This window comes from Caulobacter sp. 05L422 (assembly GCF_056397765.1).
The window spans coordinates 1-25,487 of the sequence record NZ_JBFTOB010000025.1; the positions used below are offsets into that span (position 1 = coordinate 1).

At 67.9% G+C, this 25,487-nt stretch carries 17 protein-coding genes; 11 read left to right on the forward strand and 6 right to left on the reverse strand.

The window, feature by feature from the left end; translation table 11 throughout:
• The 3 genes from AC1DMQ_RS21335 to AC1DMQ_RS21345 all read right to left on the reverse strand — a co-directional run.
• A partial coding sequence (locus AC1DMQ_RS21335) for a dihydroxy-acid dehydratase domain-containing protein (RefSeq protein WP_477035543.1) occupies window positions 1-539 on the reverse strand: 539 nt, incomplete at its 3' end.
• Window positions 540-615: 76 nt separating this feature from the next.
• A complete protein-coding gene (locus AC1DMQ_RS21340; protein WP_477035632.1) occupies window positions 616-2,514 on the reverse strand; it encodes an NPCBM/NEW2 domain-containing protein in 1,899 nt (632 codons plus the stop codon).
• A 32-nt stretch (window positions 2,515-2,546) separates the two neighbouring features.
• Window positions 2,547-3,653, reverse strand: coding sequence for an alpha/beta hydrolase (locus tag AC1DMQ_RS21345; RefSeq protein ID WP_477035544.1), 1,107 nt, complete (start codon window positions 3,651-3,653; stop codon window positions 2,547-2,549).
• 260 nt (window positions 3,654-3,913) lie between these two features.
• Between AC1DMQ_RS21345 and AC1DMQ_RS21350 the strand changes: the two genes are divergently transcribed.
• Window positions 3,914-5,989: an alpha-L-arabinofuranosidase C-terminal domain-containing protein gene (locus AC1DMQ_RS21350; protein ID WP_477035545.1), complete on the forward strand. Its 2,076-nt coding sequence runs from the start codon at window positions 3,914-3,916 to the stop codon at window positions 5,987-5,989.
• Between the two features lie 34 nt (window positions 5,990-6,023).
• On the opposite strand, the gene AC1DMQ_RS21355 is transcribed toward AC1DMQ_RS21350, so the two are convergent.
• Entirely contained in the window at window positions 6,024-7,052 is a 1,029-nt protein-coding gene (locus AC1DMQ_RS21355) for a cupin-like domain-containing protein (protein WP_477035546.1), read from the reverse strand.
• Window positions 7,049-7,735, reverse strand: coding sequence for a SapC family protein (locus AC1DMQ_RS21360; RefSeq protein ID WP_477035547.1), 687 nt, complete (start codon window positions 7,733-7,735; stop codon window positions 7,049-7,051). Before AC1DMQ_RS21360 ends, AC1DMQ_RS21355 begins: the two co-directional genes overlap by 4 nt.
• Before the next feature lie 453 nt (window positions 7,736-8,188).
• Here AC1DMQ_RS21360 and AC1DMQ_RS21365 point away from each other — a divergent pair, with 453 nt between their 5' ends.
• The 7 genes from AC1DMQ_RS21365 to AC1DMQ_RS21395 all read left to right on the forward strand — a co-directional run bounded on the left by AC1DMQ_RS21365 (window position 8,189) and on the right by AC1DMQ_RS21395 (window position 19,127).
• Window positions 8,189-11,014 carry a TonB-dependent receptor gene (locus AC1DMQ_RS21365; RefSeq protein ID WP_477035548.1) on the forward strand — a complete coding sequence of 942 codons (2,826 nt, stop codon included), beginning with the start codon at window positions 8,189-8,191 and terminating at the stop codon, window positions 11,012-11,014.
• A 62-nt stretch (window positions 11,015-11,076) separates the two neighbouring features.
• A complete protein-coding gene (locus AC1DMQ_RS21370) occupies window positions 11,077-12,621 on the forward strand; it encodes a tryptophan halogenase family protein (RefSeq protein WP_477035549.1) in 1,545 nt (514 codons plus the stop codon).
• A complete protein-coding gene (locus AC1DMQ_RS21375; protein ID WP_477035550.1) occupies window positions 12,618-13,007 on the forward strand; it encodes a hypothetical protein in 390 nt (129 codons plus the stop codon). The genes AC1DMQ_RS21370 and AC1DMQ_RS21375 overlap by 4 nt, the downstream gene beginning before the upstream one ends.
• 45 nt (window positions 13,008-13,052) lie before the next feature.
• Window positions 13,053-15,758: a glycoside hydrolase family 3 C-terminal domain-containing protein gene (locus AC1DMQ_RS21380; RefSeq protein WP_477035551.1), complete on the forward strand. Its 2,706-nt coding sequence runs from the start codon at window positions 13,053-13,055 to the stop codon at window positions 15,756-15,758.
• 20 nt (window positions 15,759-15,778) lie between these two features.
• On the forward strand, window positions 15,779-17,713 hold the full coding sequence (locus AC1DMQ_RS21385; RefSeq protein WP_477035552.1) for a sialate O-acetylesterase: 1,935 nt from the start codon (window positions 15,779-15,781) through the stop codon (window positions 17,711-17,713).
• A 71-nt stretch (window positions 17,714-17,784) separates the two neighbouring features.
• Entirely contained in the window at window positions 17,785-18,720 is a 936-nt protein-coding gene (locus AC1DMQ_RS21390) for an alpha/beta hydrolase (RefSeq protein WP_477035553.1), read from the forward strand.
• 146 nt (window positions 18,721-18,866) lie between these two features.
• On the forward strand, window positions 18,867-19,127 hold the full coding sequence (locus AC1DMQ_RS21395) for a helix-turn-helix domain-containing protein (protein ID WP_477035554.1): 261 nt from the start codon (window positions 18,867-18,869) through the stop codon (window positions 19,125-19,127).
• Between the two features lie 157 nt (window positions 19,128-19,284).
• On the opposite strand, the gene AC1DMQ_RS21400 is transcribed toward AC1DMQ_RS21395, so the two are convergent.
• Window positions 19,285-20,835, reverse strand: coding sequence for an arylsulfatase (locus tag AC1DMQ_RS21400; protein ID WP_477035555.1), 1,551 nt, complete (start codon window positions 20,833-20,835; stop codon window positions 19,285-19,287).
• A 259-nt stretch (window positions 20,836-21,094) separates the two neighbouring features.
• Between AC1DMQ_RS21400 and AC1DMQ_RS21405 the strand changes: the two genes are divergently transcribed.
• The 3 genes from AC1DMQ_RS21405 to AC1DMQ_RS21415 all read left to right on the forward strand — a co-directional run bounded on the left by AC1DMQ_RS21405 (window position 21,095) and on the right by AC1DMQ_RS21415 (window position 25,480).
• Complete coding sequence (locus tag AC1DMQ_RS21405) at window positions 21,095-21,577, forward strand: RNA polymerase sigma factor (protein ID WP_477035556.1); 483 nt, start codon at window positions 21,095-21,097, stop codon at window positions 21,575-21,577.
• Window positions 21,574-22,497, forward strand: coding sequence for a FecR family protein (locus AC1DMQ_RS21410; protein ID WP_477035557.1), 924 nt, complete (start codon window positions 21,574-21,576; stop codon window positions 22,495-22,497). The genes AC1DMQ_RS21405 and AC1DMQ_RS21410 overlap by 4 nt, the downstream gene beginning before the upstream one ends.
• Before the next feature lie 91 nt (window positions 22,498-22,588).
• Entirely contained in the window at window positions 22,589-25,480 is a 2,892-nt protein-coding gene (locus AC1DMQ_RS21415) for a TonB-dependent receptor (RefSeq protein WP_477035558.1), read from the forward strand.
• Window positions 25,481-25,487 lie beyond the last annotated feature (7 nt).

The following is a 25,487-nucleotide window of genomic DNA, read 5'->3' on the forward strand; positions in this document are numbered from 1 at the left end:
GCCAGCAGCTCGCGGGCCTTCCACACGATGGTGCCCGAACCGGTGCGCTGGCCCTTGTGCCAGCCGTTCAGCATCGGGCCGACCGACAGGGCGATGGCCGGGATGTTGACCGTCGCGGCGGCCATCAGGCAGGCCGGGGTGGTCTTGTCGCAGCCGATGGTCAGCACCACGCCGTCGATCGGATAGCCGTACAGGGTCTCCACCAGGCCCAGATAGGACAGGTTGCGGTCCAGGCCCGCGGTCGGGCGCTTGCCGGTCTCCTGGATCGGGTGGACCGGGAACTCCAGGGCGATGCCGCCGGCCGTGCGGATGCCTTCGCGGATGCGCTCGGCCAGCACCAGATGGTGGCGGTTGCAGGGCGACAGGTCGCTGCCGGTCTGGGCGATGCCTATGATCGGCTTGCCCGACTGCAGCTCGTCCAGCGACAGGCCGAAGTTCAGGTAGCGCTCCAGATAGAGCGCCGTCATGTCCGCGTTGTCCGGATTGTCGAACCAGGCGCGCGAACGAAGGGCGCGGGGCGGAACGGCGGCAGAGCTCATGGCGTCAAACGTCCAATTTTATTCAGGTCTTCAATCCGCACTTCATTCTCCTCGCGGCTCGATCGCCGCTTGCGCGCTATCGATGCAGCGCCGCGTCGCCCCAGGTGACGGGATCGGGATGTCGCGAGCCGCCAGGCGCGCGCGCGACCAGTTCGAGCACCTTGATCCCCGAAACCTCGACGCCGAGATCCTGCGGCGGCTGGCCGAATTTCAACGGCCGCGACTTCGCCAGAAGCTTGCCGTCGCCATAGACCAGAAAGGTCACGGGCTGCGAGCGATCCTGGGCGGAATCATCGACGCCGACACTGGCGGTGAAGCGGCGGAAGCCGGCGTTGCGCATTTCAAAGCGTGAATTGGCTAGAACGCCGAGACCCGTCTCAAACCGCCGTCCGGCGATCGCCAGTTCCTGGTCGTAGGGCGTGCGGTCGGCCTGGGCCCCGCCCCACCCGCCGTAGCGTGGCGGCTCGCCAAAGCCGCGCGTGCCGCGCCAGGGCAGGATGGCGCGGTGGACCAGAGGGTCGGCCTGCGGGGTCACGACCCCATCAACAGCCGGATTCACCGCTCCAGGCTGCTCGGAAAGAAAGACGCCGTCGGCGAGCTTGCGCGCCCCGTTGGCCTGGAACACCAGAGTCTGGCGCGGCGCCAGTTGGAACTTCTGGTCGGCGCGGAAGCGGCTCGCCGCGCCGGTCCACAGATCCGTGAGCTCGATGTCCGCCGTGGCCAGGAACTTCAGGTGGTCCGCGGTGAGTACGGCCTCGGCCGGCGCGGCCGTGCGGTTCAGGATCGCCACGGCCTTGTCGCCGCTGGCCAGCGTCTTGACGAAGATGGAGATGTCGTCGGAATCGAAGGCCAGCACGGCCTGGTTGCCCGCCGCGTCCTGGTTCAGCGCGATGATCTCGCGCGCGCCCAGCACGTCCAGCAGCGCCGGCGCGGCCGTCCTCAGGTCGTAGCCGATGATCAGGGGCGCATTGACCATCGCCCAAAGCGCGAAATGCGACCGCGCCTCGACCAGGTGCGCCGCGTCGAAGTCGCCCTTGCCCACGTACAGCATGTCCGGATCGTTCCAAGAGCCAGGATGCGCGTAGAGAGCCCGCCGAGAGACGCTGTCGAGATTGTGCAGCATGCGGCTCCAGGTCGGCGAGATGTCCTCGCTGGTGCGGGACATGGCGCCGACGTCCTTGCCCCAGGCGCGCACGTCGGCGGCGCCCCACAGGCAGATCGAATAGACGAAGTCGCCGTCGGGGTTGCTGCGGTCCAGGGCCGCGCCGACGGCCTGATACAGGGACCGGACCGCCGGAATATTCGTCCGTCCCAAGGAGTCCACGTCGACCAGCGGTTCGAGCGCGCGATACTGCCCGGCCTTGACCCGCGCGTCGGTGGCGGGCAGCCCGCGCACGCCGCAACCGTCGACCTTGATCAGGTCGAAGCCCCAATCCTCGAAATAGAGGGCGATGTCCTGGTCGACGTGGCCATAGAGGCCCACTTCCCGTTCGCGCACATCGCCTTCGGGCTGGTTGGGGAAGGTCGAGGTGAAGACCTGGCCACAGCTGTTGCGGCCGATGTCGGAATAGATGCCGGCCTTCAGGCCCATGGCGTGGAGGCGGTCGGTCAGGGGCCGAAAGCTCGTGCCGCCGTCCGGCGTCGCGGCCGACGGGAAGCGGGCCGTGCGGATCAGCATGCGGCCGTCGCCGGCGCGGCGCTTGAGCCACCAGCCGTCATCGATGTTCACATAACGATAGCCCTTGTCCGCCAGGCCGGCGTCGACCAGGACCTGGGCCGAGGCCATGACCTTTTCCTCGTCGATGTCGCTGGTGAAGGCGTTCCAGCCGTTCCATCCCATCGGCGGCGTGCGCGCGGCCGACCGCTCGTAGGCGGTCCAGCGGCCGGTCGCCGCGAGCGGATCGGCGTTCGCGGCGGCGGCGAAGCCGGCGAACACGACGGCGAGGACCGCGGCGACCGAGCGGGCGAAGATCATGGGCGTCCTGGGCAAGGGCTCGGTCCGTCGGTCTAGCGCGCCGTGAAGGCCAGGTTGGCGCCGAAGAACGGCAGCACGTGATCCTGAAACCGCCGCGCCACGTCGCTGGTGTGGTCGCCGGGATAGATCTCGAAGCTGTTGGCGACGCCGTAGCGGTCCATGGACTCGTGCAGCTTGGCCGCGTCGGCCTTCAGGCCGTCGCGGTCGCCGACGTCCATGGCGATCGCCTTGTAGCGGCGCAGTTGCCCCACATACTGGTCGAAGAAAGCCAAGGGCGCGTTGGCCGCCCATTTGGCCAACACCTCGGGCTGGACCTGGCCGTTCTCCACCGGAAGGTCCAGATAGAGCGGCGGCTTCCTGGGGTTCGGCGACCATGCCGCCGCCGTCGCCAGCTGGGCCCGCATGGCCCAGGGCAGCTTTTGGGCGTCTTCCAGGGTCTTCACCTGGGCCAGGGCGGTCGCGGCCTCGGCGTTGAACTGGCCGGGGTCGCGCGGCGAGAGGCAGCACGGGCTCATCATGTACAGCGCGCCGAACATGTCGGCATGTCGCATGCCGATACGGCTGGCCCCGTATCCGCCCATCGAATGGCCCACCAGGCCCCGGCTCTCGCGCCTGGGCAGGGTGCGGTAGTGAGCGTCGATGTAGCCGACCAGGTCCTTGGCGACGAAGGTCTCGAAATCGCCCGTCGTCTGCGAGCTGGAATACATCGATCCGTTGTGGACCGTCTTGCTGTCGGGCAGCACGACGATCATCTCGGCCGCGCCGCGCGCGAAGGCGCCTTCGATGGTCTGGGGAACGTGGATCTCGCCGATCCACTGCTCCGCCCCGATCGAATAGCCGTGCAGGGCGTAGACGACTGGATAGCGCCGGTCAGGATGGCTCTTGTAGCCTGGCGGCAGGACCACGATCACGTCGCGGTCGGCGCTTTCGCCCTCAAGATTGCCTTCGATGGCGGCGGAATGGACCTTGATCCGCTCGATCGTCACGGGCTTGGCGCCGGCGACCGGAGCCGGCGCGTTGGTCGCCACCTGGGCCCCCGCCCCCATTGGTACGGCCAGCCCGAGCGCGACGATCACAGCGAGGCGAGCATAGGACCAAAGACCGCGGGCGCGGCTGCCCCGGGTGTCACGAGCGATCATTCAATCCTCCCAGTCGCACATCTTGACATTGCAGGGCGCGACTTGTTAGCGCTACCATTTGTCCGGCTAAATATGATCGTGTCAAGGGATGCCGAGGAGGCCTGAGCCGCTCTTCGGAGACGAACTCCGCCAGAACAAACGCCGCCACCGCCAACGCTGAAGCGAAACCTATCGAATTTGCGCGGACGAGGGACAAAGCACCGCTGCCTCATCTCAAGAGGCGGAAAGATAAAATGACTGAGTAATTAGGGAGAAACGTCATGCGTTATGGATGGATGCTGGCCACCTGCCTGGGGCTGACGATGGCCGCGTCGACACGGGTCGACGCCGAGCCGGTCAAGGTGACGATCGACGGCGCGCGGCGCGCCGCCCCGGTCACCAAGTACGAGTACGGCATGTTCATCGAGCCCATCGGCGGCCTGGTGGCGCGCACGCTGTGGGCGGAAATGCTGGACGACCGCAAGTTCTACTATCCGGTCGTGCCGGCGGCCCAGGACGCGCCGCCGCCCCTGAACGCCGAGGGACGTCCCGGCGTCAGCTATCGTAAGTGGCGGCCCATCGGCGGCGGCGAAGCCGTGATCATGGATTCCAAGGCGGCCTATGTCGGCGCCCAGAGCCCTCGCGTCGCCGTCGACGGGACGATCCGCAAGGGGCTTTCGCAATCGGGCATCGGGCTGGCCAAGGGCAAGCGCTACGACGGCTATGCGCTGCTGTCGGGCGACGCGTCCGCCCAGGTCGAGGTCGCGCTGGTCTGGGGCCCTGGCCCGGACGACCGACAGACCATCGCCCTTCCCTCTCCCGGCGCCGATTGGAAGCGCGCCACGTTCAGCTTCACCCCGGCCGCGGACGCCGCCGATGCGCGCCTGGAGATCACCGGCCTGGGCTCCGGCTCGTTCCGCGTCGGCGCGATGTCCTTGATGCCTTCCGACAATGTTCGCGGCTGGCGCGCCGACAGCACGGCGATCGCCCGCTCGCTCAATTCGGGCATGTGGCGCCTGCCGGGCGGCAACTTCCTGTCCAACTGGGACTGGCACGGCGCGCTCGGTCCGCGAGACCAGCGCGCCCCGATGTTCGATCACGCATGGAGCGCGATGCAGCCCAATGACATCGGCATGGACGAATGGATGGACCTGACCAAGATCCTCGGCGTCGAGCCCTATGTCACCGTCGACGCCGGGCTCGGCGACGCCAATTCGGCGGCCGAGGAGGTCGAATACCTCAACGGGCCGGCGACCAGCCCCTGGGGCGCGCGCCGGGCGGCCAACGGCCACCCCGAGCCGTACGGCGTCAAGTTCTGGAACATCGGCAACGAGCCCTATGGCTGGTGGCAGATCGGCAAGACCTCGCTCGACTACTTCATGATCAAGCACAACGCCTTCGCCGCCGCGATGCGCGCGGTCGATCCGACGATCACCCTGATCGGGTCCGGCGCCATGCCCGACCAGTTGCATCCGCGCGACGTCAAGGAGAACGCCTCGCTCGAGAGCATCGCGCCCAAGTTCGGCACCGAACAGGACTGGACGGGCGGTCTCCTGGCCCAGGCCTGGGGCAATTTCGACGGCATTTCCGAGCACTGGTACGATCGGCCCGAGAAGCGTCCGAACGCGCCGGCCGACGCCGAGCTGATCGAATATGTCCGCGCCCCTTCCAACCATGTGCGGATGAAGGCCGAGGAATGGAAGATCTACGAGCAGCGCTTCCCGGCCATCAAGGACAAGAAGATCTTCCTGTCGATCGACGAGTACGCCTATTTCGGCGACGTGAATCTGAAGTCGGCCCTGGCCTACGCCACGGTCCTGCAGGAGATGTTGCGCCACACCGATTTCCTGACCATGGCGGCCTTCACCACCGGCGCCTCTACCATGGACATCACGCCGACCGACGCGACGCTCAACTCCACCGGCGTGGTCTTCAAGTTCTATGGCGAGCACTTCGGCGCGGGCGTCGTACCGATCGCCATCTCGGGCGCCTCCCCGCAGCCCGCGCCGCGATACCCGGTCGGTTTCGCCCACCCCCAGGTGCGGGCCGGCAGCCCGACCTATCCGCTCGACGTGATCGCGGGCCTGAGCCCCGACGGCAAGACTTTGCGGATCGGCGTCGTCAACGCCACCTTCACCGAGCAGCCTCTGAACCTCGACCTGAAGTCGCTGGCGGTTCGCGGCGCGGGTCGGCGCTGGGTCCTGACAGGGGCGTCGCTTGAGGCGGCCAACAAGGTCGGCGCGCCCGCCGGCGTGACGGTCACCGCAAGCTCGGCTTCTCGCCCCGGCTCGCGCCTGCTGGTTCCTCCAATCTCGGCGACCGTGTTCGAGTTTCCGGTCACGGCCGGCGATCGATAGCGCATCGAGGCGTCGACCTAGGCGGTCGACGCCGTCAACCGCCTCGCAGCATCCGCATCACGCCGGCGCGGATCTTTCCGTAGTTGCCGTCCGCCAGGGCCCCGAGAATCCCGTGACGCTCGGGCGGAAGATGGCTCAGCGGATGGCCGTCCGGACGGAAGACATAGTGGTCGAAGAACGCACGCCAGGCCTGGCGCTCGGCCTGCGGACGCTCGGCGATGGCGATCATCGCCAGCATCATCGTGGCGAACGGTGCGTCCGGTCCGGCTGAAAATCCATCCCACCAATAGTTGACGAGCAGGTTCCTGGGCTCCAGCGCCTCCACCTGATGCCACCACAGCTTGGGCAGATAGAGCGCGTCGCCGGGCGCGAGCTCGACCACGGCGGCGCGATCCCGCGCCTGCTCAAAACGCGGATAGCGCGGATTACCCGGCTCCGCGCCGACCGCGAGCCCCACGGGTTGACCCGCCAGGGTGTGATCTATGGGCCCGACATAGAGGTCGCCGACGGCGTCAGGCGGATAGAGCGTGAAGCGCCGCCGGCCGGCGACCACGCAAGCCAGATTGTCGAAGGTGTCGTAGTGGCAAGCCACCCGACTGGCGTTGCCGAGCCAGACCCGCGGCCGCGCGGTTCGCGGCAGGAAGGCGACCTGGTGCTCGAGGTCGAAGCCGGGCAGATAGTCCTCGGTCGGGAGCGATCCCATGTACACGGTGGCGCGGCCGGCGGCGGCGGCGGCCTGGCCGATACGCTCCAAGGTCTGGCGCAGGGTCAGCGACTCGCGATCGAAATTGAAGCCGCCTGGACCTTCGCCGTAGTGGTATCGCCCGGCGATGGCGGGCGCGCCGATGAAGGCCTGGCCGGTCAACCCGGAGTCGAAGGCCAGGAGATAGTCCGCCAGATCCCGCCAGGACCGGGCGGCCGCCCGGGTGGACGGCCAGTTCCGGCACAGGCCGCGCAGCACCACGGGCTCGCAGGCCTGGGCCACGTCGCGCGCGAAGCCCGCCGCGTCCCACTCCAGCGTGGGCTCCAGCTCGACAACCTCGACCGGTCGCCCCGGGATCATGCCGCCAGCCGCTCGTTTCTCAGGTGGGCCAGGATCGACACCTGCTTCAGCGATCCGGCGATGGCGTAGATCAGTTGCAGGTAACCCTGGCGGAAGAGATCGAGCACGGCCGAGTCTTCCAGGTCGGCCAGCGCATCGAGACTGACCGTGTAGAGACCGGCCAGACTCAGGGATCGGCCATCGTCGAACGACAGGTCGACGTCGATCGGCTCCACAAGCCGCTGAGCGACGATTGTCTGAATGAAGGCGTCGGTCGCCGGGACGCCCGCGCTGAGTTGGCCCAGCACGTTCTGGATCCGCCGCAGCGCCTGGCTCGGCTGGCCGTCGGCCTCGAAGAGCGCGGTTCCACGCTCGACGGCGAAACGGGGGTGGCCGGGATCGATCGCGACCGCGCCCCCGGACGCGAGGAAAAACCCCTGACGCTCAAGGTCCAACGGCGTGAAGGCGCGCCGGCCGGGCGCGGCACGCCGCAGCAGATTCTCGCCCGGCTCGAAACCGAACATCGCGCCGGCGTAGAATTGCCCCGTCTCCGGATTCTTGGTCAGGAAGATCGGGCAAGTGGCCGCGGCGGCCACGAACTCGGCGGCTACGATCTGGACGAAATGCGGTTCCTCGATCGGGAAATCCGCCTGCCGCAAGCCGGCGTGATGCTGAGCGTTCAGCAATTCCAAATCCATGACCATCGCTTTTCCTCCTCTTGGTCGCTCGGCGGATCGGGCCCGCAAACGCCTTTGCACGATCGATAGCGGCGTTCAGGACCGGCGTCCAACTCGGCGACAATTACACCGACAAATACCCTTGATACCGGTACCTGTTAGCGCTACCTTCCTGGCAACAAGAAAATAAACTACGCAGGGAGGTTGTGATGCGATCGGACCGCAAGGACGACGGATAGAGCCCCTTTATACGCAAATACAAGACGTTACGGCCTGAAAAATCCTTCCGGCCGAGCGATTGCGCACGCGTTCATTTCATTGAACCGGAGGGGAAACATGAAAAAGGTCGAGTTTACTAATCAGAGTAATGCGTCTTCACGTCAGCGCGCTTCCAAGGCGGCCTTGGTCGGCGCTTCCAGTCTTCTGACGCTGGCTCTGTGCGGCGTGGCCAACGCCGCCGAGCGAACCGCGGAAGAACCCATGGCCACGGCCGCGGCGGTTTCCGCGCCGGCCGCCGAACCGGCCGCCGCGCCCCAAGGCTCCGCGCCACAGGCCAACGAGCCCAACGTCCTGGACGAACTCGTGGTGACGGGCCTGCGCGGCTCGCTGCAGCGTAACCTCGACATCAAGCGCAGCTCCCCGGGCGTTGTGGACGCCATCTCGGCGGAAGACATCGGCAAGTTCCCCGATTCCAACGTCGCCGCTTCGCTGCAGCGCCTGCCGGGCGTCTCCATCCAGCGGGCCGGCGCCCGCGGCGAGCCCCAGGGGATCACCGTTCGCGGCTTCGGCGGCGACTTCAACGAAACCCTCTATGACGGCCGCCGGATCTCGACGGCCACGGGCGGCCGCTCGGTGGACTTCAGCACCGTGGGCGCGGACTTCGTCGGCGGCCTGTCGGTGCTCAAGACGCCCGACGTCACGCTCTCGAGCAGCTCGATCGGCGCGACCGTCAACGTCTCGTTCCCCAAGCCGTTCGATCATCCGGGCCGCCGCATGGCGTTCACCGCGTCCGGCTCGCTCCAGGACGACGCCAGCAAGGTCGTGCCCACCGTCGGAGCCCTGTTCAGCGACACCTTCGCCGACGACAAGTTCGGCGTGCTGATCGACGCTATGTACACGCGTCACGACACCCAGACCAATCGGGTCTATGTCAGCGGCTGGCCGGGCGGGCGCTACGCGCCATGCCAGTTGACGCCCACCTGCACCACCGCCGAACTCGCCAACAAGACGATCGTCGGCTGGTTCGAGCAGCAGTACGGCGCCACCCAGATCTACACCAAGGATGAGCGGGTCGACGGCCGCATCGCCCTGCAATGGAATCCCGTCGAAGGTGTCACCGTCACCCTGGACGACAACTATTCCCGCCAGGATATCCGCGCCGACAACTTCGGCTACGGCATCTGGTTCAACCAGGACGGCCTGAGAAACGTCAAGCTGGATGAGAACGGCACGACGGTCGATTTCACCCAGGCCGGATCTCAGACCGACTTCACGGCCGGCACCGACCGCTCGGTCCTGCAGACCAACCAGACCGGTCTGAACCTCGCATGGGACGTGTCCCAGAACCTGAAGTTCGAGGCCGACGCCAGCTACGCCAAGAGCTGGCTCAACCCCGGCGGCGAGATCACCAGCGACAACGCCGACGTCGGCTACGGCTTCGCCATCGGCCCGGCCCTGGGCATCAGGATCGACGGCGACAGCAAGAACACCCTGCCCGTGCTGCATGGCTACGGCCCCAACGGCGACGCCGCGCGCTGGGCAGACACCTCGGTGATCGGCTCGCACGTCACCGTGCGTCAGGCCCAGGAGAACACCGACGTCGTCAAGCAGGTGCGAGTGGCCGGTTCGTGGGAGCAGGAAGGCTTCCGCATCAAGGCCGGCGGCAGCTATCTGGAAGACCACTACCAGTTCCAGCAGAGCAACACCTTCGTCAACAACTACTGGCAAGCCTATCCGGGCTACGGCCCGCCGTCGGGTCCCAACGGCGGCGTCCTAGTGCCGTCGAGCCTGTTCACCGACAAGGTCAGCACTAACGGCTTCATCCCGGGCTTCTCCGGGGCCCTGCCGCCCACGCTGCTCAAGTTCGACGCCCACGCCTACCAGCAATACCTCACCAGTCTGGGCAATCCCCAGGCCCAGAATATTCCGGGCTTCAACTATAGCGGCGGAAACGTCGGGACGACCTTCACCGGCGCGTTCGACATGGCGCTCGACAACGGCAGCATCCGCGACATCACGGAAAAGACCTGGGCGCTGTTCCTGCGGGCGAATTTCGACGTCGACGTGGCCGGCATGCCGTTCCACTTCAACGCCGGCGTGCGCGAGGAGAACACCCACGTCACCTCCAACGGCTTTGGCCAAGTGCCGACCGCGATCACCGGCAGCGCCGGCGATCCGACGCTGCTGACCGTCACCCTGAGCTCGCCTCAGGCCGTGACGACCAAGAGCAACTACTCCTACCTGCTGCCCAGCATCGACCTGAAGCTGGAGCTGACCGAGAGCATCCACCTGCGCCTGGACGCCTCACGGACCCTGACCCGGCCTGGTCTGAACATGCTCACGCCCGTTCTCAGCGTGGGCACGGGCCAGCGGGTCGGCGCCCTGACGGCCAGCGGCGGCAGCCCTTCGCTGAAGCCTTACCTGGCCGACAACTTCGATGCGGCGGTCGAGTGGTACTATCGACCGAACTCGTACGCCTCGGTCAATTTCTTCATCAAGGACGTCAGCAACTTCATCGTCGGCGGCACCCAGCGACAGACGATCAACGGCGTCATCGATCCGACGACGGGCCAGCCGGCGATCTTCAGCGTCACCCAGCAGGTGAACGGCCCCGAAGCGACCGTTCGCGGCGTGGAACTGGCCTGGCAGCACGTGTTCGGCGACAGCGGCTTCGGCTTCAACGCCAACGCCACCCTGGTGGACACCAACAAGCCCTACGATCGCACCGACATCTCCCAGAGCGGCTTCGCGATCACCGGCCTGGCTGACTCCGCCAACCTCGTGGCCTTCTATGACAAGAACGGTCTGGAGGCTCGGGTCGCGGTCAACTACCGCAAGGAATATCTGCGCCAGTTCGGTCAGAACCAGAACACCGGCGCCTTCGGTTCGGAACCGACCTTCGAAAATCCGAACCTGCAGATCGACTTCAGCACCAGCTATGCACTGACCAAGCAGATCAACCTGTTCTTCGAGGCCCTGAATCTCACCAACGAGACGCAGAGCACGCACGGACGGTTCGACAACCAACTGCTGGACGTGTTCGCCTACGGCCGGCGCTACACCGCCGGCGCTCGCTTCCGCTTCTAGGTCCCCCCTGGCTGGGAACGTCGCCTCGGCGGCGTTCCCAGCCGCTTCTTTGTTCCGAGGCCATGGTGCGTCCCGTCAAAAACATCGTGATCGTCGGCGGCGGCACGGCCGGATGGCTCACCGCCGGCCTCATCGCCGCCAAGCACCGCGCGCGCATGGCCACCGGCTTCACCGTCACGCTCGTGGAGTCGCCGAATACGCCGATCATCGGGGTCGGCGAAGGCACCTGGCCGACCTTGCGCACCAGCCTGGCCAAGATCGGCGTATCCGAGACCGACTTCTTCCGCGAATGCGACGCGGCGTTCAAGCAAGGCGCCAAGTTCGCCCGTTGGACCACCGGCGCGGCCGACGACGCCTATTATCATCCGCTGATGCTGCCCCAGGGGTTCTCGCAGGTGAATCTGGCGTCGCATTGGCTGGCCGGCGGCGGCGCGCAGAGCTTCTGCGACGCGGTCAGCCCGCAAGGTCGCCTCTGCGACGACGGCCTGGCTCCAAAGACCATCACCGCCGCGCCGTACCAGGGCGCGGCCAACTACGCCTATCACCTCGACGCGGGCAAGTTCGCGCCGTTCCTGCAGCGTCACTGCTGCGACAAGCTCGGCGTGCGCCACGTCCTGGCAGACGTGCGGAGCGTCGCCATGACCGAGGACGGCGACATCCGCGGGGTCGTCACCGAACAGTGCGGCGAGATCCAAGGCGACCTCTTCGTGGACTGCACGGGCTTTCGCGCCCTGCTGCTGGGCGACGCGCTGGGCGTGCCGTTCCGCGACTGCGGCGACGTCCTGTTCTGCGACACGGCGCTGGCCATCCAGGTGCCGTACGAGAGCGAAACCAGCCCGATCGCCAGCCACACCATTTCCACCGCCCAGTCCGCCGGTTGGATCTGGGACATCGGCCTGCCCACCCGTCGGGGAACCGGACACGTCTATTCCAGCCGCCACATCAGCGACGAGGACGCCGAGCGGGAACTGCGGGCCTATATCGGTCCGGCGGGTCGCGACCTTTCCGCCCGGAAGATCCCGATCCGATCGGGTCATCGCGAGACCTTCTGGAAACGCAACTGCGTGGCCGTGGGCCTGGCCGCCGGCTTCCTGGAGCCGCTGGAAGCCTCGGCGATCGTGCTGATCGAACTGTCGGCCAAGATGATCTCCGAACAGATGCCGGCCTGCCGCGAGGTGATGGACGTCGTCGCCGCCCGCTTCAACGCCACGACCCACTATCGCTGGGGTCGGATCATCGATTTCCTCAAACTGCACTATGTCCTCAGCAAGAGGACCGACAGCGCGTTCTGGCGCGACAACCGTGCGCCCGAGACCATTCCCCAGCGCCTGGCCGACCTGCTGCGGCTCTGGCGCCATCAGCCGCCCTGGCTGCACGATGAGTTCGACCGGGTCGAGGAAGTCTTCCCGACCGCCAGCTACCAGTACGTGCTCTACGGCATGGACTTTCGGACGGAGATCGAACCCGAGGCCCTGGCCGACGAGCGCGTGATGGCCGAACGGGCGATGCGCGAGAACGCCGTCCAGACCGACCGGCTGCTGGCGAGCCTGCCGCGCCATCGCGACCTGATCCGCAAGATCGTCGAGCACGGCCTGCAGCCGGTATGACGGCGGCCAGGGTTCCCGATCCGACCGCTCGGTCCGGCGCCGAGGCGGCGAGCGCCCGAGCGCGGCCTCGGCGCCGATCCTGGGGCGCGCTAACCCTGGGTCCCTTCCTGCCCGGCGGAGGATCGGTCTCGGCCCAGTCGCTGCCGACCTTCGCCATACCCACGACCTCGTCGAGCGACCGCCCCAATTCCGAGCAGGCCTTCGCCTCGGTCGAAATCCACGAGCGCCCTGCCCCCGCGCGCGGCAACTGGCGCAACGCCGGCAAGGCCAACGGAAGCTGGTCCGACTACGCCAACAATCGCCTCGTCGACAACGTCGCGGTGGAGGGCCAGGCCTGGCCCGAGGGCGCGCGCAAGGTGATCGACCGCGCGGGGCCCAAGCGATGATCCGCGCCGCAGCGAACAAGCAAGATCAAGCCATGAGGTGGAACGATGTCTAGGTCGAAATGGCGCCGGCGCGGCCTGGCCGCGACCCTCTCCGGAGCGCTGTCGATCGGCGCTTCGCTGGCCCACGCCGCGCCGGCCGCCCCGCCCTCGCCCGCCATCTCGGCCGACCGCGCCAAGGCCGATCGTCTAGCCGCCCAACTGGTCGGTCAGATGACGCCCGACGAAAAGGTCGAGCAGCTGTTGAACACGGCCCCCGCCATCCCGCGGCTGGGCATCCCCGCCTACAACTGGTGGACGGAGTCGCTGCACGGGGCGCTGGGCGCGCTGCCGACCACCAACTTCCCCGAGCCGATCGGCCTGGCCGCGAGCTTCGATCCCGCGCTCGTCCATGAGGTCGCCGGCGCGATCGGGTCCGAGGTTCGGGGGCTGCACGTCCTGTCGCGAAACACCGGGCGCATGGGGCGCATCGGCACGGGCCTCGACACTTGGTCGCCCAACATCAACATCTTCCGCGATCCGCGCTGGGGTCGGGGCCAGGAGACCTACGGCGAAGACCCGTTCCTGACGGCGCGCCTGGGCGTTGCGTTCGTCCAGGGCGTCCAGGGACCCAATCCGGATCTCCCGCAGGTGGTGGCCACGCCCAAGCACTTCGCGGTCCATAGCGGCCCGGAATCGACCCGCCACAGCGCCAATGTCTTCGTCTCGCGCCACGATCTCGAGGACACCTACCTGCCCGCGTTCCGCGCCGCCATCACCGAGGGCCGGGCGGGATCGGTGATGTGCGCCTACAACCGCATCGACGGCCAGCCGGCCTGCGCCAGCGACCTGCTGCTCAAGGACCATCTGCGCGGAGCCTGGAATTTCGACGGCTACGTCGTTTCCGACTGCGACGCGGTCAAGGACATCAGCGACCATCACAAGTACGCCCCGGACGCGGCCGCCGCCGTCGCGGCCGCCATGCGGGCCGGCGTCGACAACGAGTGCAACGGCGCGACCCTGACCGACACCGACGGTCTGGCCGAGCGCTATCGCGAGGCCCTGCGGCGCGGCCTGATCAGCCCGGCCGAAGTCGATCTGGCGCTGACGCGACTGTTCTCGGCCCGCCTGCGCGCCGGCGATCTGCCTGGCGTCCGCACGCCCGAGACCGCCTCCACGGCGTCGACGAGCGTGATGACGCCGGCGCATGAAGCGCTGGCGCTGGCCGCGGGCGAAAAGAGCCTGGTCCTGCTGAAGAACGACGGCCTGCTGCCGCTCAAGCCGGGCTTGCGGATCGCCGTGATCGGACCGCTGGGCGACGCCACGCGGGTCCTGCGCGGCAACTATTCCTCGGCCCTGTCGGCGCCGCCGATCTCGGTGGTCGAGGGCCTGCGACGGGCTATGCCCTCGGCCCAGGTCGTCTACGCGCCGTTCGGCGCCTCGTTCACGGACGGCGACCGGGTGCCGACCACGGCGCTGCGGACGCCCGACGGCAAGTCCGGCCTCCTGGCGCGCTACTACAACACCGTCGAGCCGCCCCCCAAACGCTTCGCCCCCGGGACGTTCGGCGAGGCCGTCGCCAAGATGCGCTATGCCGAAAAGCCGGTGGTCACCCGTGTGGAGTCGGACGTGGCGGCCCGCAGCCTGGACCTGGCGCCCGTCTCGGATCACCACCGCGTGGTCTGGACGGGCTTCCTGGTCCCGCCCGAGAGCGGGACCTATCGCCTGGGCCTGACGGGCTTCAACGGCGAGCTCAAATTCGACGGCAAGCCGTTCGCCGACCTGCGCAAATCGGGTTGGGGCAGCCTGCCGACTCTCAAGACCATCCGACTGGAGAAGGGCCGGAAGTATCCGATCGAGGTCGTTTCGGAATCCCACGCCCTGTCCGGCGTCGATCTCGTCTGGAAGCGCATCTCGACCGATCCGGCCGGGGACCTGAAGGCGGCCGCCGCCCAGGCTGACGTCCTGGTCGCGGTCGTGGGCCTGACCTCCGACCTCGAGGCCGAAGAATCCCCCGTCGAAATCCCCGGCTTCAAGGGCGGCGACAAGACGACCCTCGACCTTCCCGCCGATCAGCAGGCCCTGCTTGAGCAGGCCAAGGCGCTCGGCAAGCCGCTGATCGTGGTGACGATGAACGGCAGCCCGCTGAACCTTTCCTGGGCCAAGGACAACGCCTCGGCGATCCTGGAAGCCTGGTACCCGGGCCAGGCCGGGGGCCTGGCCATCGCCAATGTGCTGTCGGGCAAGACCAACCCCGCTGGGCGCCTGCCGCTGACCTTCTATCGCTCGGTCGACGACCTGCCGCCGTTCGGCGACTACGCCATGGCCGGCCGGACCTATCGCTATTTCGAAGGAACGCCGGTGTACCCGTTCGGCTACGGGCTCAGCTACACGCGGTTCGAGTACAAGCCCCTGAAGGTCGAGCCGGCGACGGGCGGGACCGGCAAGGGCCTGCGGGTCACGACCAGCGTCCGCAACGCCGGGGACAGGTCCGGCGACGAGGTGGCCCAGCTCTATCTCGACTTCCCCGATACGCCCGGCGCCCCGCGCCTGGCCTTGCGCGGTTTCCAGCGGATCACGCTGAAACCCGGCGAGACCCGGGCGATCACGTTCGCCCTGTCGCCGCGCGACCTCAGCTCGGTGGATCTCGACGGCGATCGTCGAGTGGCGGCGGGGACCTATCGGGTCAGCGTGGGCTCCGGCCAGCCCGGCGGCGATGCGCCCAGTCAATCGGCCGCCTTCGTCGTCGACGAAGCGGTCGGCCTGCCGAAGTAGAAATCGTGATGAGATCGCCCATGAGAGTTTCGACTCTGGCGCTGGGCGCCGTCCTGACGCTGGCCCTGGCCCAGGCGGCGTCGGCGGCACCCAGGCTTGAAGGCGTGATCGGCGACCACGCGGTGCTCCAAAGGGATCGGCCGCTCGTCGTCGCCGGAACCGCGCGGGCCGGCGAGGCGGTGCTCGTCAACATGGCGGGGCGGACCGCGCGCGGCCAGGCCGACCGCGACGGGCGCTTCAGCCTGACCTTGCCGCCCCGGCCCGCCGGCGGCCCGTATCAGATGCTGGTCACCGCCCCCAGCGGCCAGGTGATCGTCGACGACCTGATGATGGGCGACGTCTTCCTGTGCTCGGGCCAGAGCAACATGGAGCTCGCGACGGCCCAGGCGCAGAACAGCTTCCAGATCGCCGGCGCGGCCGACCAGGGCCTACGGCTGCTCACCGTGGCCAAACGCGTCGCCACCGCGCCGCAAAGCCGCTTCGACCAGCCGCCGGCCTGGACGCCGGCGACGCCCGAGACGATCGCCGGGTTCTCCGCCGTCTGCTTCTACATGGGCCAGGACTTGCGCAAGACCGCCAAGGCGCCGATCGGCCTGATCCACGCCAGTTGGGGCGGGTCGCGGATCTCCCCCTGGATGGCGCCCGAAGGCCTGCGCGCGGCGGGCATGGAGGCCGAGGCCAAGACGCTCGAGCTCTACACCCGCGACACCGCCGCCGCCGAGGTCTCTGCGGCGGAAACCTGGGGAAAGTGGTGGCGCGATCAGTCGGGCGATGCGCCCGGCCGGGAGCCCTGGCGGACAGACGGAGCCCTGGATTGGCGACCTGCGCCCGGCATAGGTCCCTTCAATCGGTGGGGCGTCCCCGACCTGGCGAGCTATGTCGGCATGCTCTGGTTCAAGAAGGATATCGAGCTGACCGTCGAGCAGGCGCGGCAGGGCGCCGTGCTTTCACTCGGCGCGATCGACGACGCCGACCGCACCTGGGTGAACGGGGTCCCCGTGGGCGGCGGCAGCATCGCCAGCGCGCCGCGTCGCTACCGGCTTTCACCCGGTGTTCTGGTCGAAGGGCGCAACGCCGTCACCATCAATGTCGACAATGTCTATGCCGAAGGCGGCATGATCGGCCCTGCCAGCCAGATGCGCCTACGCTTCGACGACGGGTCCGAGATCGCGATCGACACCGGATGGCGCTACGCCGTCGCCGGCCGGCCCAAGTCCAATGCGCCCAGGTCGCCGTGGGACGACATCAACGGCGCCGGCACGCTCTACAACGCCATGATCGCGCCGCTCGGCTCGGTCGGCCTGAAGGGCGTGGCCTGGTACCAGGGCGAGTCCGACACCGACCTGCCCGGCTACGACCGACGGCTCCGCGCGATGCTGAGCGACTGGCGTCGCCAGTTCGCGACGCCGGACCTCCCCTTCGCCGTCATCCAGCTTTCGGCCTATGGCGCCACCGCCTCGCGTCCGACCGAGAGCGGCTGGGCGAGGCTGCGCGACATCCAGCGTCGGACGACCGAGGCCGACGGCCATGCGGCGGCCGTCGTGACGATCGACCTCGGCGATCCCCTCGACATCCACCCCGGCGAAAAGCAGGAGGTCGGCCGGCGGACGGCGCGAGCCATGCGCGCCCTGGCCTATGGCGAAGGCATCGCTCCGTCGGGTCCCGGCGTCTCGTCGGTCGTGCGCAATCCGGACGGCGGCATCACCCTGGCGTTCAAGGGCGCCACCGGAGGCCTCGTCACCCACAGCGCGAACGTCGCCATCGGCTTCGAGCTGTGCGCGGAAACCGGCCCCTGTCGCTTCGCCGCCGCGACGGCTTCGGGCGACACGGTGGTTCTGGCCGGCGACGGCAAGCCCGTGACGCGCGTGCGGTACGCCTGGGCCGACGCACCGGCGGTGAACCTTTTCGACCAGGCCGGCCTGCCCGTTTCGCCCTTCGAGATCGCCCTGCCTTAGACCGCGCCGATCGCGGAGCCAAAACAACAATCAAAGGGAGACCTACCATGAGAAATACGAGCCCAACGGCAATGCTCCGACCGAGGTGGACGCACCTGATCGCGGTCGGCATGGCGGTCGCCTGCGTCCTAGGGGCGCCGGCCTACGCGCAAAACGACAAGATGCAGCCTGTGCCCATCCCGGCGCAGCCGAACGCCATCACGCTGGATACGGGCGCCCTGCCGGGCGCCACGGCGCCGGAGTCCTGGCACAGCCAGTATGGCAGTCTGTTCGCCCGCAACGTCACCGTCGCGACCCTGACCCCGTTCCTCCCGGACCCGGCCAAGGCGACGGGCGCCGCGGTGATCGTCGCCCCCGGCGGCGGCTTCCGCACGCTTTCGATGGAGAACGAGGGCTACGACGTCGCCCGCGCGCTCGCCGACAAGGGCGTCGCCGCCTTCGTTCTCAAATACCGCCTGAACCAGACCCCGGCTGACATGCCCGGTTTCGAACGCTCGATGAACGAGATGTTCTCGGCGACCGCCGCCCGTCCGCCCCGGCCGGACCCGCAGGCGGCCATCGCCGGCCTGGCGCCCCAGATCGCCGACTCCCGAGCGGCCTTCGCCCTGGTGCGCAAGCGCGCGGCGGAATGGCGCATCGATCCCGATCGTGTCGGCATGGTCGGCTTTTCGGCCGGCGCCATGCTGACCCTGGCCACGACCCTGGCCGGCGATGACGCCAAGCCCGCCTTTATCGGCCTCATCTACGGCCCGCTCGCGCCGGTGACGGTCCCGGCGGACGCGCCGCCGATGTTTGTCGCCCTGGCCGCCGACGACCCGTTCTTCGCCAACAGCGGCTTTGGCCTGATCGACAGCTGGAAGTCGGCCAAGCGACCGGTCGAATTCCACCTCTACGAACAGGGCGGGCATGGCTTTGGCATGTATCCGAAGGAAACCACCAGCACCGGCTGGTTCGACGCCTATGCGCGCTGGCTGGGCATGCATGGCCTGCTGAAGCCCAAGCGCTAAGCGTCGGAATACAAAGCGACCTTGCCCGACGGGCTTGGGCAAGGCGCGGCGGTCGGCCCAGGTCGACCGTCGCCGCGAAGACGGCCAGAGAACCTCACCAGCACAGCCGGATATCGATCAAGTACGGATTGAACAGGCAGACGGCCATGACGACAGAGAACCGGCGCGGCGCCGCCAATCGTCCAACCCTCGGGTCCGCCGAACTCACGCCGGCCCAGTTGAGAGTCTTCATGCTCGCCAGCTCTGGCCGGCTGAACAAACAGATCGCCTTCGACCTGGGCATCGCCGAAGCGACCGTGAAGGCGCACATGACCGCCGTCATGCGTAAACTCAACGTGCACACCCGAACTCAGGCCGCCATGGCCGCCCAAGCCATGAACCTTGAAGGCGGCGTCGAAGCCGACTGACGTTTCGGAGGGGGCCCCGGCCTGTCGCCCGAACGCGACCGGGGCCGCCGCCGCCGCCGCCGCCGCCAGTCGTCGGTTACGCGCGGTTGGGCGCCTAGCCAAACCTGCCGACAGAGCGCCGCCGGGCGAACCGGCGGCGCTCTATTGGATACCGCCGCTACCCTGCGTTCGGATTGGCCAGCTTGGCCATCGCCGTCTCCAGCGCCTTGTGCATCGACAGGGTGTCGGCGGCCTGGCGTGGCGGATACTTCTTCAGGCTTTCCAGGTGCTCGGCGATGAACGGCGCGCCGGCGTTGGGGGCCCACAGCTTCGAGGCGAAGAACTTGCGGCCGATATAGCCCCACTCCTCGCTCTCGGGGTCCATCTTCTCCATCGGGTCCATACGCATGTGGAACAGATAGGGGATGCTGGGATACGCCTTCTCGGTGAACCAGCTGCCGTTCTTCTTGATCCCGATGTGCATCTTCCAATTGTTGACGCGGACCGCCATCAGGTCGGTTTCGTCGTAGTAGTAATGCGCGACGCGGGCCGACTTCTCGGTCTTGCCGGTCCACATTTCGATCTGGTTGAAGCCGTCGAGGTGGCACTTGTAGGTGACGCCGTTCATTTGGTAGCCGGTGAGGAGCTTTTCCTTGACCCCCGTCGCGCCGGCGGCCTCGGCCAGGGTCAGGTACACGTCCTCGTGGTTCTGTAGGCCGTTGCAGGACGAGCCGGCGGGGATCTTGCCCGGCCACTTGATCAGGCAAGGCACGCGCACGCCGCCTTCCCAGGTGGTGCCCTTCTCGCCGCGGAACGGGGCGTAGCCGCCGTCGGGCCACAGCATCAGTTCGTTGCCGTTGTCGGTCGAGTACATGACGATGGTGTCGTCCTCGACGCCCAGCGCCTTCAGCTTGGCCAGCAGCGCGCCGACGTGCTCGTCGTGCTCCAGCATCTTGGCGCGGACCACGTCCTCCTCGGCTCGGCCCTCGTCGACCGCCTGCTGCACGTACTTCTTTTGCGGATGCGAGAAGATGTGGATGGCGGTGGTGTTGAACCAGCAGAACCAGGGCTTGTCGTCCTTGCCCACGCGGTCCATCCAGTCGAGCGTCTTGTCGAGCACCTCCTTGTCGAAGGTCTCCATCCGCTTGCGGGTCAGCAGGCCTGTGTTCTCGATCTTCTGCTTGCCGCGCAGGCCGAAGATGCCGTCGTCGGTCGGATCGTCCACGTCGGTGGCCCAGGCGTGCAGCACGCCGCGCGGGCCGAACTTCTTCAGGTATTCTGGGTTCTTCTGGCCCGGATAGTCCAGTTCCTCCGGCTCCTCCTCGGCGTTGAGATGGTAGAGGTTGCCGAACCACTCGTCGAAGCCGTGGGAGGTGGGCAGGAACTCGTTGCGGTCGCCCAGGTGGTTCTTGCCGAACTGGGCGGTGGCGTAACCCTGGCTCTTGAGCACCTCGGCCAGGGTCGGGTCTTCCTTCTGGATTCCACGCGTCGACCCCGGAATGCCGATGGTGGTCATGCCCGTGCGCACCGGCATCTGGCCGGTGATGAAGGCGGCGCGACCGGCCGTGCAACTGGGCTGGCCGTAGTGGTCGGTGAACAGGCAGCCGTCCTTGGCGATGCTGTCGATGTTGGGCGTTCGCCCCATCATGCCGTGGGTGTAGGCGCCGACATTCCACATGCCGATGTCGTCACCCCAGATGACCAGGATGTTGGGTTTTCCGTTGGGCATTTGCCGCACTCCACGCTTGATCGCTGCGGGCGCCAAACTCGCCCCGGAGCGTTCCGCGACCAATCGGGCCGAATCCTCATCGGCAGATGGGGTTTGGGGTAATTCCTCGCCCTTGATCGCCGGATGGCGTCTTAGGGTCACGAGCGACGGAGATTGGCTGAACGACGCCACCCGCCGTCTTGGTCTAGCCGCAGCGTCACGAAACCGTGTCCTTTCACCGTTAGCCGGGCCGTCCCTGACACTGCTTCGGACGTGTTCGATGAGCTTGGCTCACCTCCGCTCGCGCTGGGGCTATCTGCGCGCGCAAGTTTCCCGGACCACCCGACGCGACGACGCCGAGGATCTGCTGCACGACGCCTGGGTGCGGATGACCGAGCGGGCGGCGGCGGTCGACAACGCCGAGGCCTTCCTGGTCCGCAGCGCCTCGAACGGCGGCTGGGACGCCTATCGCCGGGAACGGCGCGAACCGCCCTCCTCGCTCTTGACCGAGACCCAGATCGCCGGCGTGCGCGACGACGCCCCGCTGCAGGACGAGGCCCTGATCGCCCGCCACCGGCTGGAGCGGCTGCTGGCGGGCGTCGATCAGCTGAGCCCGCGCACCCGCGAGGTGTTCTTGATGCACCGGCTCGACGGCCGTAAACATCGCGAAATCGCCGCGCAGCTCGGCATCACCCAGAGCGCCGTCGAGAAGCACGTGGCCAAGGCCGTCGAAATTCTGACCGATTGGATGGAAAATTGGTGACGGGGCCTTCCACCGACGATCGCTCCACGCCTGTCCGCGAGGCTGCGGCCTGGGTGGCGCGGCTGCACGCCGAGGATCGCTCGGCGGCCGACGAGGCCGGCTTCCGCCAATGGATCGCCGCCGATCAGGCCAACGCCCAGGCGTTCGACCGCGCGTCAGCGGTGTGGAATTCGGTCGGCGGCATCGCCGATCGCGTCAAGCGGACCCCGGCCAAGTCGACAAGCCGGCGCGCGGTGCTGGCCAGCCTGACCGCGGCGGTGGCGGCCGGCGGCGCGGGCGCGTGGAGCTACGCCCATGCCGGCGTCTACGAGACCGTCGTCGGCGAACAGCGCCGGGTGACCTTGCCCGACGGTTCGCACCTGCTGCTGGACACCGCCACGGCCCTGCGCGTGCGGATGCGCGACGACCGCCGGGAGATCCGGGTGCGGACCGGCCGCGCGTGCCTGGAGGTCGCCGCCGATCCCCGCCCCTTCGTGATCGTCACCGACACTCGCCAGGTCCTGGCGCGCAACGGCCAGATCGACGTGCGCTGCGACCAGGGTGACACGGCGATCGTCGTCTCGGCGGGCAAGGCCGAAGTCAGCGGCGGCCCCGCGCCCCGCGCGCTCAGCGTCGGCGAACGGCTGCGGGTCGGACACGACGGCGGCGCGGACGCGGTCGACCACCCCAATCTGGACGATCTGCTGGCGTGGCAGAGCGGCCGCGCCGTGTTCCGCGACCAGACCCTGGCCTCGGCCGCCGAGGAGATGAACCGCTACACCGAGCGCAAGCTGGTGGTGGCCGATCCGAACGCGGCCGCGCTGCGGTTGAGCGGCGTCTATCGGGTCGGCGACACGGCCGCCTTCGCCAATGCGGTGGCCATGCTGCTGCCGGTGCGCGTGGTCCAGACCCCCGACGCGATTCTGATCGATCCCGTCTAAAAAGTTTCACATCCCCGGTGCTGAGGAAAACGCCCCCGAGAACGTCGAGTGGGCGCTCCGACTTTTGGAGCTGCGCCATTCGGGGAAAATCATGAGCGTTCTACAACGGCGGATGCGCCGTTCGTTCGTCGCGGGCGTCGCGCTCGCGGCTCTGTGGGCCGGAATGGCCGCGGCGCAGTCACGTTCGGTGCACGTCCAACTGCCGGCCCTGCCGATGGATCGCGCGCTGGAGCAACTGGCCAAGCAGAGCGGCACGGACATCCTGTTCACCCAGGACGCGGTCAAGGGCCTGCGCGCTCCCAGCCTCAGCGGAGACTTCGACGCCGAGACCGCGGTGCGCCGTCTGGTCCAAGGCACGCCGCTCATCGTCACCCAGGACGGCGCCGGCGCGCTGATCGTGCGCCGCCGCCGCCCTAACGAGGCGCCGGAGTCGGTTTCGGCGCTGACCGACGAGCCCTTGGTCATGGAAGACGTCGTCGTCACCGGGATCGCCAACAGCCTGGCCCAGGCGCTGGACGAGAAGCGCCGGGCGACCAACGTCATCGACGTGGTCAGGGCCGAGGACATCGGCAAGTTCCCCGCCCAGAACATCGCCGAGGCGCTGCAGCGCGTGCCAGGCGTGTCGATCGTCCGCGACCGTGGCGAAGGCGTCTTCGTCCGCGTCCGCGGCCTGGGTCCCTCGTTCGACATCGTGACGCTGAACGGCCGCACCGCCGCGGTGAACGAGAACGTCCGCGACGGCGGCACCACCGGCCGCCAGTTCCGCTTCGACACCTTCGCTTCCGAACTGGTCTCCGCGGTCGAGGTGATCAAGAGCCCCAAGGCGTCGCTGGACGAAGGCGGCATCGCCGGCATCATCAACATGCGCACCTTCCGGCCGCTGGACTTCAAGCAACCGACCGTGATCCTGTCGGCCACTGGCAGCTATTCGCAGTTGGCCGACAAGGGCGTTAACCCTCGCCTTTCGGGCCTGGCGGCGTGGCAGAACCAGGCTGAAACCCTGGGCGTGCTGGCCTCGGCCGTCTACGACGAGCGCTCCGTGCGGCAGGATCGCATCATCCAGGTCGGCTGGACTGAAGGGCGGATCGACGCCAATGGCGACGGCGTCCTGGATCCGGGCACGATCCTGATCCCGTCCAGCGCCCGCCCGACCCTTGAGCAGGAGCACCGCAAGCGCCTGGGCCTGACCGGCGCGCTGCAATGGAAGCCCAACGACAACTTCCAGCTCAACGTCGACGCCCTCTGGAGCCGGTTGCGCATCGACTATGACGAAATGACCTATTCGGCCGACTTCCAGAACACGACGGCCCGCGCCATCGTGCCCGGCAGCGCGGTGATCGAGGATGGCGTGCTGACCCACGCGACGGTCCAGACCAACACCCAGATCGGTCGCGAGGTCTCCAGCCTCGACTACCAGAGCCTGATCCTGGGCGGCAACGCGGCCTGGACGAACGGTCCCTGGACGGTCGCGACCGACCTGACCTACAGCCGGGCCTATTCCAACACCCCCACGCCGATCACCCGGTCGCGCCTGCTGGGTCCCGTGGGTCTGGTGACGTTCGACTACGCCAAGGCCGGCGACCGGTTGCCCAATCTCGACTTCACGGCCGATCTCAACAATCCCGGCCTGCTGCCCGGCCGCCGCATCGAATACCGCACCAACGACTCGCTCGATCACGAACAGGCGGCCAAGCTGGATGTCGAGCGCTCGCTCGGCGACACCGGGATCACCAACCTGCGCTTCGGCGCCAAGATCCAGTCGCGCGGCCGCGACTACGACCGCCGCGACCTGACGCTGCTGAACGGCATCGTCGGCGTCAAATTCCCGGCCTCGTTCTTCAACCCCTTCCCGGTGAAGGGCTTCCTGGACTCGGTGGACGGGACCATCCCGCGCGCTTGGCTCCAGCCGCGTCCGGACATGTTCCTCGGCGCCTCGACCGACCTCCAGCAGCAGTTGGCCGCCCCCCTGAGCCGAGGCGACCTGCGCAATTCCTACGAGATCAAGGAACGCATCGCCGCCGGCTACGGCATGGCCGACTTCGAGTTCCCGATCGGAGGCGTGACCCTGCGCGGCGATGTCGGCCTGCGCTATGCGCAGACCCGGCAGACCTCGGACGGCTATCTGGACAACGGCACGTTCGCGCGGCCGGTCAGCTTCGTGCGCAGCTACGGCAACTGGCTGCCGTCGTTCAACCTGGCGGCTGAGGTCTCGAACGACTTCCAGATGCACTTCGCGGCGTCCAAGGTCATCACCCGGCCGGCCCTGGCCGACATCGCCCCGCGCCTCAGCACCGCCACCAGCACCCAGCTGACCGCGGCGGGCGGCAATCCGGACCTCAGGCCGTTCGAGGCCTGGCAGTACGACGCGACCGCCGAATGGTACTTCGCGCCGTCCAGCGCCCTGATCGGCGGGGTGTTCTACAAGGACATCACCACCTTCGTCTTCGCCCAGACCAAGCCGTTCGTGATCGACGGCGTGACGTACCTGCTGACCGCGCCGCAGAACGGCGGCGGGGCCTATGTCTACGGCGCGGAAATCGCCTACCAGCAGACCTTCAAGTTCCTGCCGGCCCCGTTCGACGGCCTGGGCTTCCTGGCTAACTACACCCACACCGAAAGCCAGGGGACCTATTCGACCTCGACCGGCATCGTGACCAAGGACGACCTGGTCGACGTGGCCAAGGACAGCTTCAGCGCCACGGCTTTCTACGAGAAGGGCCCGGCGGCGGTGCGCCTGACCTATTCGTGGCGCGGCGACGTGTTGCGCGACGTCGGCGGCGCCGGCCTGGCGGCCAACAACGACAGCCCGTTCGGCTCGCTGGACTACGACATCTCCTACGACGTCACGCCGCGGATCTCGGTGTCGTTCCAGGGCATCAACCTGACCGACGCGGTGCAGTGGAACTACGTCCGCAACAAGCGCTTCGCCGGCTACACCGACTACGGCCGGACGTTCCTGGTGGGCGTGCGCGCCCGCTTCTGAGGCCTTG

What these genes read in the sequence shown, in the direction of transcription:
- AC1DMQ_RS21340 (WP_477035632.1), bottom strand. Translation starts at nt 2,514, where the DNA reads ATGATCTTCGCCCGCTCGGTCGCCGCGGTCCTCGCCGTCGTGTTCGCC.
- AC1DMQ_RS21345 (WP_477035544.1), bottom strand. Translation starts at nt 3,653, where the DNA reads ATGATCGCTCGTGACACCCGGGGCAGCCGCGCCCGCGGTCTTTGGTCC.
- AC1DMQ_RS21350 (WP_477035545.1), top strand. Translation starts at nt 3,914, where the DNA reads ATGCGTTATGGATGGATGCTGGCCACCTGCCTGGGGCTGACGATGGCC.
- AC1DMQ_RS21355 (WP_477035546.1), bottom strand. Translation starts at nt 7,052, where the DNA reads ATGATCCCGGGGCGACCGGTCGAGGTTGTCGAGCTGGAGCCCACGCTG.
- AC1DMQ_RS21360 (WP_477035547.1), bottom strand. Translation starts at nt 7,735, where the DNA reads ATGGTCATGGATTTGGAATTGCTGAACGCTCAGCATCACGCCGGCTTG.
- AC1DMQ_RS21365 (WP_477035548.1), top strand. Translation starts at nt 8,189, where the DNA reads ATGGCCACGGCCGCGGCGGTTTCCGCGCCGGCCGCCGAACCGGCCGCC.
- AC1DMQ_RS21370 (WP_477035549.1), top strand. Translation starts at nt 11,077, where the DNA reads ATGGTGCGTCCCGTCAAAAACATCGTGATCGTCGGCGGCGGCACGGCC.
- AC1DMQ_RS21375 (WP_477035550.1), top strand. Translation starts at nt 12,618, where the DNA reads ATGACGGCGGCCAGGGTTCCCGATCCGACCGCTCGGTCCGGCGCCGAG.
- AC1DMQ_RS21380 (WP_477035551.1), top strand. Translation starts at nt 13,053, where the DNA reads ATGTCTAGGTCGAAATGGCGCCGGCGCGGCCTGGCCGCGACCCTCTCC.
- AC1DMQ_RS21385 (WP_477035552.1), top strand. Translation starts at nt 15,779, where the DNA reads ATGAGAGTTTCGACTCTGGCGCTGGGCGCCGTCCTGACGCTGGCCCTG.
- AC1DMQ_RS21390 (WP_477035553.1), top strand. Translation starts at nt 17,785, where the DNA reads ATGCTCCGACCGAGGTGGACGCACCTGATCGCGGTCGGCATGGCGGTC.
- AC1DMQ_RS21395 (WP_477035554.1), top strand. Translation starts at nt 18,867, where the DNA reads ATGACGACAGAGAACCGGCGCGGCGCCGCCAATCGTCCAACCCTCGGG.
- AC1DMQ_RS21400 (WP_477035555.1), bottom strand. Translation starts at nt 20,835, where the DNA reads ATGCCCAACGGAAAACCCAACATCCTGGTCATCTGGGGTGACGACATC.
- AC1DMQ_RS21405 (WP_477035556.1), top strand. Translation starts at nt 21,095, where the DNA reads ATGAGCTTGGCTCACCTCCGCTCGCGCTGGGGCTATCTGCGCGCGCAA.
- AC1DMQ_RS21415 (WP_477035558.1), top strand. Translation starts at nt 22,589, where the DNA reads ATGAGCGTTCTACAACGGCGGATGCGCCGTTCGTTCGTCGCGGGCGTC.